This is a genomic window from Plesiomonas sp., from assembly GCF_051650925.1.
GTDB lineage: Bacteria > Pseudomonadota > Gammaproteobacteria > Enterobacterales > CAMTGL01 > Plesiomonas.
This window is the reverse complement of record NZ_JBOFRH010000043.1, coordinates 1-9,686: the sequence shown is the minus strand read 5'-3', so window position 1 is coordinate 9,686 and position 9,686 is coordinate 1. Positions and strand designations below refer to the sequence as shown.

9 protein-coding genes and 1 pseudogene are annotated in these 9,686 nt (G+C 49.2%); 8 read left to right on the top strand and 2 right to left on the bottom strand.

The window, feature by feature from the left end:
- The 5 genes from ACRC27_RS01060 to hemB all read left to right on the top strand — a co-directional run.
- Nucleotides 1-929: AarF/UbiB family protein (locus ACRC27_RS01060; RefSeq protein ID WP_438638927.1), on the top strand; the 929-nt coding region annotated here is incomplete at its 5' end.
- A 164-nt stretch (nt 930-1,093) separates the two neighbouring features.
- Nucleotides 1,094-1,363: a Sec-independent protein translocase subunit TatA gene (gene tatA, locus ACRC27_RS01055; RefSeq protein ID WP_438623213.1), complete on the top strand. Its 270-nt coding sequence runs from the start codon at nt 1,094-1,096 to the stop codon at nt 1,361-1,363.
- Between the two features lie 3 nt (nt 1,364-1,366).
- Nucleotides 1,367-1,960 carry a Sec-independent protein translocase protein TatB gene (gene tatB, locus ACRC27_RS01050; RefSeq protein ID WP_438638926.1) on the top strand — a complete coding sequence of 198 codons (594 nt, stop codon included), beginning with the start codon at nt 1,367-1,369 and terminating at the stop codon, nt 1,958-1,960.
- Complete coding sequence (gene tatC / locus ACRC27_RS01045; RefSeq protein ID WP_438623211.1) at nt 1,960-2,736, top strand: Sec-independent protein translocase subunit TatC; 777 nt, start codon at nt 1,960-1,962, stop codon at nt 2,734-2,736. The genes tatB and tatC overlap by 1 nt, the downstream gene beginning before the upstream one ends.
- Nucleotides 2,737-2,808: 72 nt before the next feature.
- Nucleotides 2,809-3,828 carry a porphobilinogen synthase gene (gene hemB / locus ACRC27_RS01040; protein ID WP_438628900.1) on the top strand — a complete coding sequence of 340 codons (1,020 nt, stop codon included), beginning with the start codon at nt 2,809-2,811 and terminating at the stop codon, nt 3,826-3,828.
- A gap of 191 nt (nt 3,829-4,019) precedes the next feature.
- On the opposite strand, the gene ppx is transcribed toward hemB, so the two are convergent.
- Together ppx and rhlB are read right to left on the bottom strand one after the other, a co-directional pair.
- Nucleotides 4,020-5,534 (bottom strand): exopolyphosphatase, encoded by a 1,515-nt coding sequence (gene ppx, locus ACRC27_RS01035; RefSeq protein ID WP_438622738.1) that lies wholly within the window; start codon nt 5,532-5,534, stop codon nt 4,020-4,022.
- Between the two features lie 3 nt (nt 5,535-5,537).
- Entirely contained in the window at nt 5,538-6,824 is a 1,287-nt protein-coding gene (gene rhlB, locus ACRC27_RS01030) for an ATP-dependent RNA helicase RhlB (RefSeq protein WP_438622737.1), read from the bottom strand.
- 116 nt (nt 6,825-6,940) lie between these two features.
- Here rhlB and trxA point away from each other — a divergent pair, with 116 nt between their 5' ends.
- From trxA to ACRC27_RS01015, 3 genes and pseudogenes are all read left to right on the top strand, one after another.
- Nucleotides 6,941-7,267, top strand: coding sequence for a thioredoxin TrxA (trxA, locus tag ACRC27_RS01025; protein ID WP_438622736.1), 327 nt, complete (start codon nt 6,941-6,943; stop codon nt 7,265-7,267).
- Nucleotides 7,268-7,487: 220 nt separating this feature from the next.
- Nucleotides 7,488-8,747: a transcription termination factor Rho gene (gene rho, locus ACRC27_RS01020; RefSeq protein WP_438622735.1), complete on the top strand. Its 1,260-nt coding sequence runs from the start codon at nt 7,488-7,490 to the stop codon at nt 8,745-8,747.
- Nucleotides 8,748-9,039: 292 nt separating this feature from the next.
- A pseudogene (locus tag ACRC27_RS01015) lies at nt 9,040-9,686 on the top strand (UDP-N-acetylglucosamine--undecaprenyl-phosphate N-acetylglucosaminephosphotransferase); the annotation flags it as partial.

Below are 9,686 nucleotides of genomic sequence, written 5' to 3'. Positions count from 1 at the left end.
AAAGCTTGTTAGTGATGGAGCGCATTTACGGTATTCCGGTTTCTGACATCAGCGCGCTGCATGCTAACGGTACCAACATGAAACTGCTGGCCGAACGCGGTGTGCAGGTCTTTTTCACACAGGTCTTTCGCGACAGCTTCTTCCATGCTGACATGCACCCCGGCAACATTTTTGTCAGCTATCAGCATCCTGAAGACCCGCAATATATCGGTATTGATTGCGGTATTGTCGGCTCACTTAACCGTGAGGATAAGCGCTATCTGGCCGGTAATTTCATCGCTTTTTTCAACCGTGATTACCGCAAAGTTGCTGAATTGCATGTAGATTCTGGTTGGGTTCCGGCAGACACCAATATCGAAGAGTTTGAGTTTGCTATTCGAACCGTTTGCGAACCTATTTTTGAAAAACCACTCGATCAGATCTCTTTTGGCCATGTGCTGCTGAACCTGTTTAATACCGCACGCCGTTTTAATATGGAAGTGCAGCCGCAACTGGTACTGCTGCAAAAAACGCTGCTGTACGTTGAAGGCCTTGGTCGCCAGCTTTATCCCCAGCTTGATTTGTGGAGTACCGCCAAACCCTTTTTAGAGAGTTGGATGCGTGAGCAGGTTGGTATTCAGGCCGTGATTCAGGCCGTAAAAGATAAAGCCCCGTTTTGGGCGGAAAAATTGCCGGAACTGCCGGATCTTGTGTATGACTCACTGCGTCAGCAAAAACTGCTCAGTGAACAGATGCGCAAGCTGAATGGTCAGTTGGCTGTCAGGCAGAAAAATGATGCGCAGGCGCGTTATCTGCTGACGGTGGGGGCAACCTTGGTTTTGTCATCGGTGATTTTGCAGGTCAGTACCCGCACCATGTGGCCGATAGGCTTGCTGGTGGCCGGTATCGTATGCTGGGGAATTGGCTGGTCGCGGCAACGTGATACCTAAAACTGTTTTTTTATGTTGATAATACGGCAGAGTAAGCCGCAAAATGGTGATACAACATCGCGTTGAACCTGATTTTTAAGTCACTATTTTTGAGTTACTCTTTTTAATGCAAACCATCTTGTTGCGGCATGATGACAACCTAATTTCTTTCAGAGGGATATAACATGGGCGGAATCAGTATTTGGCAGTTACTTATCATTGCGGTCATTGTTGTGCTGCTGTTTGGTACCAAAAAACTGCGCAATATCGGCGGCGATCTGGGCGGTGCAGTGCGTGACTTTAAAAAAGCACTCAATGACGATGCCGCAAAGCCACAGCAAAAAAACGATCTTGGCGATGCTGATTTTACACAGAATATTGTTGATCAGAGCAAAGCCGAACACAGCAGCGCTGATGACAGTGCAAAAAAGAGCCAAAACAAAGAGCAGGTATAACCCGTGTTTGATATCGGTTTCTGGGAGCTGGTACTGATTGCCGTTATCGGCTTGGTTGTCTTAGGGCCTGAACGGTTACCGGTTGCCGTGCGTACAGTCGCACATTGGGTGAGAACAATCCGAGCGATGGCGGCATCGGTGCAAAATGAGCTAAACCAAGAGCTTAAATTGCAAGAGATGCAGAATAACCTCAAAAAAGCAGAGCAGATGAATTTAAAAGATCTCTCTCCTGAGCTTGATGCCTCACTGCGTGAGCTCAAAGAGGCTGCTGACTCCGTGCAACGCCCTTATGCACCCTCGGCAGAGAGCACCGAGCCTGAAAATACGGCGGTTTCATCTGCCGAAAATACTGCTGAGAACGCTACTGTAGCGGCGACTGCCCAGCCGGTTACCTCGGTTTACCCGGAAGGCTCATCACCAGCAGAGCTGGCCGAGCAAGCCGAAGATGAGCATGACGCTGATGATCAGCACCCTGTTCATCTGACCGAAGGTTTACCTGCTTCTGCGTTAAATCAGGCGGAGCCTGTTGCGGTGGCAGCACCACAGTCTACGCAACATTTAGCGTCAGAACAGAGCCTCAAAAGGGAGCAACCATAATGTCGGTGGATGATACTCAGCCCCTGATTTCGCACCTGATTGAGCTGCGTACCCGCTTACTGCGCGCCATTATCAGTATTTTAGTGATTTTTGCTGGGCTCGTTTGGTTCTCAAACGATATTTATGCGTGGGTCTCTGCCCCCTTGGTTGAGCGTATGCCGCAGGGTGCAAGCATGATTGCAACCGAAGTGGCATCACCCTTTATTGCACCGATCAAGCTGACCTTAATTGTCTCGGTGTTTATTGCCGCACCGCTGATCTTGTACCAGATTTGGGCCTTTATCGCGCCGGCGTTGTACAAGCATGAACGCCGCCTGATTATTCCGTTGCTGGTCTCAAGTTCGGCACTGTTTTATCTCGGTATGCTGTTTGCCTACTACATCGTATTTCCGCTGATCTTTGGCTTTTTCACCCAAACTGCACCGCAGGGCGTGACCATTGCCACTGACATTAACAGCTACCTTGATTTTGTGATGGGGCTGTTTTTAGCATTTGGGCTGGCTTTTGAAATTCCTGTAGCGATTATCCTGCTCTGCTGGAGTGGGGTTACCAATGCTGATGATCTGCGCAAAAAGCGGCCTTATATCGTTGTGGCCGTGTTTGTCGTTGCCATGCTACTGACACCGCCGGATGTGTTTTCACAAACACTGCTGGCCATTCCTATGTGTCTGCTGTTTGAACTGGGCGTTTTCTGCTCACGCTTTTACGTGAGAGAAACCGTTGACGACGACATGCAGCGCGACAGCGAAGATGATGATACCGAAGCAAGGCACTAAATTCCCTGCTTACGGAGATAAAAGGGCCGTCGTTTGACGGCTTTTTTTATAGGATTTAATGAGGAACCAACCATGACACTGAATATTCCCGGCTCATTTCCTGGCCGTCGTTTACGCCGTGTACGCAAGCACGACTTTAGCCGCCGTTTGGTGGCAGAACATCAGCTGAGTGTAAACGATCTGATCTATCCGGTATTTGTACTTGAAGGGGATAACCGCCGCGAAGCGATCCCCTCAATGCCCGGCATTGAGCGTTTATCAATAGATTTGCTGCTGCAAGAAGCCGCAGAGCTGGTGGCATTAGGGGTTCCTGCTATTGCCTTATTCCCCGTGGTGGGGCAAGAGAAGAAGACCTTACTGGCCGAGGAAGCCTATAACCCGCAAGGTCTGGTGCAGCGTACCGTGCGTGCACTGAAAGCGGCTCACCCGCAGTTAGGGGTTATCACTGATGTGGCGCTTGATCCGTTCACTGTCCACGGGCAAGACGGAATTATTGATGATACCGGTTATGTGCAAAATGACATCACCACCGAGATTTTAGTGCAGCAGGCATTATCACAGGCTGAAGCGGGGGCTGACGTAGTTGCCCCGAGCGATATGATGGATGGCCGTATCGGTGCTATCCGTGAAGCGCTCGAAGCCAATGGTTTTATCCATACCCAGATCATGGCGTACTCGGCAAAATATGCCTCGTGCTACTACGGCCCGTTCCGTGACGCAGTCGGATCATCAGGCAATCTCAAAGGTGGCGATAAGAAAAATTACCAGATGGATCCGGCCAACAGCAATGAAGCCTTGCAGGAAGTTGCACAAGACTTGCAAGAGGGGGCGGATATGGTAATGGTAAAACCGGGAATGCCGTATCTTGATGTGGTACGCCGCGTCAAAGATGAGTTTGGTGTACCGACCTTTGCTTATCAGGTTTCGGGTGAGTACGCCATGCACATGGCTGCCATTCAGAATGGCTGGCTCAAAGAGCGTGAATGCATTATGGAATCACTGCTGTGCTTTAAGCGTGCGGGTGCTGACGGTATTCTGACTTACTTTGCCAAGCAGGTTGCACAGTGGCTTAATGAGCCATCAGTTCGATAAGGTGGGTTTATTCCCTGAGAATAAACACGCTTAAAACGTAACGTTTAATCGGCGTTGTGTTTATCAACTTGCCAAAAACAAAAAAGCGGCCTGATAAGCCGCTTTTTTTATTTTAGAACCTGATCATCGAATTTTGATAAGTACGGTATACGGTAGGTGCTCAGTGAGCCATCAACCCGATGATATTTCTGTTACGGAGATTCGGTCTGGCAGCCAAGAGTCAGAGGAAGGTGCAGATTACCCAACCACCGAGCCTCTTGCCGTAAATCCTCTGCTCGAAGAGGATGACTCGTTAGCCACCCTTCAGGCAGACACAGTTGCAGGCGATCACCCTCACCAGTTAGCGTCACCTGTGGCAGCGTATCATCACGGCGGCGGCTGGCCAGAATAATGGCTAAACGCAGCAAACGGCACAGCTTTAATGCTTCGGCTACCGAAATGGCATTTTGTGCCGCCAGCTTGCTGAGATCTGGCTGTTCACGCTGATTATACAGCAGCGCAGCCAGCAGCTTACGTTGTGCCGGTGTAAAACCGGGAATTGCTGAGTTAGAGAGCAGATACGCCGCATGTTCATGCGTACGTTTGTAATCAATTCCTAACCCTATCTCGTGCACCATAGAAACCCAGCCGAGCAGCTCACGGCTAAGTGCACTCAGGTGCCAGTCACCGGCAACATGATCGAATAATTGCCATGCGGTATTACGTACCCGCAGTGCCTGTTCGGTATCAATATGATACTGACGTTGCAACGCAGCTATTGTGCGCCCACGGATATCACCTTGTGCCTGAACATGTTGCGGATGCAACATGCCGTACAACAAACCTTCACGCAGCGCGCCGCCTGACAGCGTCATATCATCAATCGACAATGTTTCAAAAATAGCGATTAAAATCGATAGACCGCTTGGGAAAACCAACGCCCGATCGAGCGTTAAGCCCTCAATTTCCAACTCTTCTAACTTGTAGCACTGAATGGCCTGTGCACGTAACTGACGCAGTTTGGCCAGCGTAATGTGCTCATCCATTCCCTGTGCCAGCATGATCTCTTGCAATGCCTGTACTGTGCCCGATGCGCCCACACAGGCTTGCCAACCAAGTGAGGTAAACTGGGCAACAATTGGCTGTAAAATATCACGCGCAGCTTGTTCGGCGGCAGCAAAGTTATGTTCGCACAAACGCCGATCGGCAAAGTAGCGCTCAAGCCAGGTAACACAGCCCATATGTAGGCTAACCAACGCTTGTGGTTGAGCCCCTTTGCCGATAATCAGCTCGGTACTGGCTCCGCCAATATCCACCACCAAACGGGGATCAGGCCCTCCGGTGGTGTGGGCTACCCCCTGATAGATCAGGCGAGCCTCCTCTTCTCCGGCAATCACCTCAATCGGATGGCCTAAAATGCGCTGTGCAGTATCCAGAAAATCGGCGGCATTTCGCGCACTGCGCAGTGCCGCGGTCGCGACGACCCGCACATGCTTAGCCGGAATATCCTGTAAACGTTCGGCAAACAGCGCCAAGCACTGCCAGCCACGCTCAATGGCATCTTGTGAGAGATTATTTTGCTCATCTAGACCTGCAGCCAGCCGCACTTTGCGCTTGATGCGGGCAATGGTCTGAATATTTCCGGCAACCTGACGCACAACCAGCATATGAAAGCTGTTTGAGCCAAGATCAATTGCCGCATAGCAAGAGGATACCGAGTTTATCATCTGTTATTCGGCCGGATTACGCTTACGTGGGCTACGAACGCCGGGGCGACGATGACCATTTTGGCGCGTTGTCGATGTTGGGCGCGGGCGTTGTAAACGGAACGGCGCAGGCAGTTCGGTTAGCAAGGCTTCGCTGTCATATTTACTGACTGGAATACTGTGCTCGATGTAGGTCTCGATTCCCGGCAGGTTCAGTGCGTACTCTTCGCAGGCAAAGCTGATAGAGTGGCCACTTTCACCGGCACGGCCGGTACGGCCAATACGGTGCACATAATCTTCGCAGTCATCTGGTAGGTCATAGTTAAAGACATGCGTGACCAGTGGAATATGCAAACCACGGGCAGCCACATCGGTAGCGACCAGAATATCCAAATTACCTTTGGTGAAGTCATCTAAAATACGCAGACGTTTTTTCTGTGCGACATCACCGGTCAGTAATCCAACCCGATGGCCATCAGCGGCTAAATGCCCCCAGATTTGTTCACAGCGATATTTGGTATTAGCAAAAATAATACTGCGATCTGGCCACTCTTCTTCCAGTAGAGTCTGCAATAATCGCATTTTTTCTTCATTTGAAGGGTAGAATAGCTCTTCTTTGATACGGTGGCCGGTTTTCTGCTCTGGTTCTACTTCGACATATTCGGCATTATGCATGTATTCGAAAGCCAGCTCGCGGACACGGTAAGAGAGCGTTGCAGAGAACAGCATATTGAGACGCTGATCTGGTTTTGGCATGCGGCGCAGCAAATAACGGATATCTTTGATAAAGCCAAGATCGAACATCCGATCGGCTTCATCAAGAACCATTACCTGAATCGCACCCATGTTGATAATATTCTGCTTCTGGTAGTCAATGATCCGACCGGTAGTACCAATCAGAATATCGACACCCGCTTCGAGCACCTTGAGCTGCTTATCGTAGCCGTCGCCGCCGTAAGCCAAGCCGAGGCGCAAACCGGTAGTTTCTGCCAGCAACTGTGCATCAGCATGGATCTGCACCGCCAGTTCCCGCGTGGGTGCCATAATAAGCGCCCGTGGCTGGTTCTTTTGGTGTTGCTCACCGGCAGGGTGAGTCAGTAGATGATGAAAGGTCGAGGTCAAAAAGGCGAGGGTTTTCCCTGTACCTGTTTGTGCTTGACCGGCGATGTCACGTCCTGCCAGAGAATAAGGCAGTGCGAGCGCCTGTATTGGTGTGCAGTGCTGGAATCCTTGTTGTGCTAAAGCACGCAGGACATCCGGATGCAACCCGAAATCGGCGAATTTCTGTTCAGTTAAGTGTGTTTTGCTCATAGTGGGTAGAATATCAGCTAACTCTTGCTTTACGAAAGCGTATCCATTGAAATAAAGTCAATAACAACGGTTGGTCAATGTTACACCAACACAGTGATAAATATTTGGGAGTAAAGATGAGCGATAAAATTGTTCAACTGACCGATAGCAGCTTTGAAACTGATGTCATCAATGCCACTGGCCCTGTGCTGGTAGACTTCTGGGCTGAGTGGTGTGGCCCGTGCAAAATGATCGCTCCGATTCTTGATGAAGTGGCCACTGAGTACCAAGGTCGTGTCACAGTCGCAAAACTGAACATTGATCAAAATGCGGCTACCGCACCAAAATACGGTATTCGTGGTATTCCAACCCTGTTGCTGTTCAAAGATGGTGCAGTGGCAGCGACAAAAGTGGGCGCACTCTCTAAAACTCAACTGAAAGAGTTTTTAGACGCACACATTTAAGTAAATTTCAGTTAAAATAGCGTCTGGTCGTTGGGGGCTGCATTTTATTTAACCAACTGCTAGACGCATTTCTGATTTGATGCTAGTTTACTGTTACTGCCTAAACGCACCTAATTCTTCTTATTACCACTGATTGCTGGCCTATGCCAACAGGCTGTTCTGTTAGCCAGTATTCCCGTGATTGGCTTATCCCCGAGTTCACTATCAAGAACCCATCGTTATGAATCTTACCGAACTGAAAAATACACCTGTCTCTGAGCTTGTAGCACTTGGCGAGTCAATGGGCCTCGAAAACATGGCTCGGATGCGTAAGCAGGATATTATCTTTGCTATTTTGAAACAGCACGCCAAGAGTGGCGAGGATATCTTTGGCGATGGTGTGCTAGAGATATTGCAAGACGGGTTTGGTTTCCTCCGTTCTGCCGATTGCTCTTACCTTGCTGGCCCCGATGATATCTATGTTTCTCCAAGTCAAATTCGTCGCTTCAACTTACGCACCGGTGATACCATTGCAGGTAAAATCCGACCGCCAAAAGAGGGTGAACGCTATTTTGCCCTGCTGAAAGTCAACGAAGTTAACTTTGACCGCCCAGAAAACTCCCGCAATAAGATCCTGTTCGAAAACTTAACCCCACTGCATGCTAATCGTCGTTTACGTATGGAACGCGGTAACGGTTCGACCGAAGATCTGACTGCGCGCGTGCTTGATCTGGCATCACCGATTGGTTGTGGTCAGCGGGCATTGATTGTTGCGCCGCCAAAAGCGGGTAAAACCATGCTGCTGCAAAATATTGCCCAGAGCATTGCGGCAAATCACCCTGATTGCGTGCTGATGGTGCTGCTGATTGACGAGCGTCCGGAAGAAGTGACCGAGATGCAGCGTCTGGTAAACGGTGAAGTAGTGGCATCTACCTTTGATGAGCCGGCTTCTCGCCACGTACAGGTTGCCGAAATGGTGATCGAGAAGGCTAAGCGTCTGGTTGAGCATAAGAAAGATGTGGTTATCTTGCTTGACTCGATTACCCGTCTGGCACGTGCGTATAACACCGTTGTTCCAGCATCCGGTAAAGTACTGACCGGTGGTGTTGATGCCAACGCTCTGCATCGACCAAAGCGTTTCTTTGGTGCGGCACGTAACGTGGAAGAGGGCGGTAGCCTGACCATTATCGCCACTGCGCTGGTTGATACCGGCTCGAAGATGGACGAAGTGATCTACGAAGAGTTTAAAGGTACAGGTAACATGGAACTGCACCTTGCGCGCAAAATTGCTGAAAAGCGTGTATTCCCTGCGATTGACTACAACCGCTCAGGTACACGCCGTGAAGAGCTGCTGACATCGTCAGAAGAGCTGCAAAAAATGTGGATCTTACGCAAAATATTGCACCCAATGGGTGAAATTGATGCGATGGAATTCCTGATCAATAAATTGGCGATGACCAAAACCAACGATGAATTCTTTGACATGATGAAGCGTTCTTAAGCATATTGTTGGATATAACTCCAAAAGCGTCGCTATTTAGCGACGCTTTTGTTTTTTCAGGCCAATGAATTTGTCGCTGATCGGCGACGCGTTTATTCATTTGAAAAATAGCGTTAAGATTACTGGCAGTAGATAAGCATTTACTGACCGTATCGGATCTCAGGCACAAACAGTAATAGATGTAATTATGGGTACTGTCTTGCACAGCCAAGTCTGTTTCGGTTATAGGTTAGCTTGATACGTTAATACCAGTTTACAGGGTGCAGGTGAGCACCTCATTCAAGGGCTATGGATGGTGAACCTTCTTCGCAGTGACGTGCTCATGATGGGTAGTGATCTTCTTTTTGTATTTCTTTTCTCATTGGCCTCGTTATTTATTGCGCGCAAAGTGGCGCGTAAAGTTGGGCTGGTGGATAAACCGAATTACCGCAAATTACACAATGGTTTTATTCCATTGGTTGGCGGTATCTCGGTATTTTCAGGTATGGCTTTTTTCTTTATTCAGCACTGGTCGCATTTAAGCCAGCCGGGTCTGTACTTATTTTGCGCCGGTATTTTATTGGTTGTCGGTATTCTCGATGACCGTTTTGATGTCAGCGTAAAAATCCGCGCCTGCGTGCAGGCTGCGATTGCCATCATCATGATGAGTATTGGTGGGCTGCATCTTAATAGTCTGGGCAATATTCTGGGGTCTTGGGAATTAACGCTTGGGCCACTGGGGTATGTCTTAACGCTATTGGCAGTCTTGGCCGCGATTAATGCCTTCAATATGGTTGATGGTATTGACGGTCTGCTGGGCGGCTTGTCATGTGTCACCTTTGGTTCATTGGGGATTTTGTTTTTACTCGATAACCAAGGGTCTCTGGCACTGTGGTGTTTTGCCATTATTGCCGCCACGTTACCCTATATTTTATTAAATCTGGGGATCCCATGGGGGCG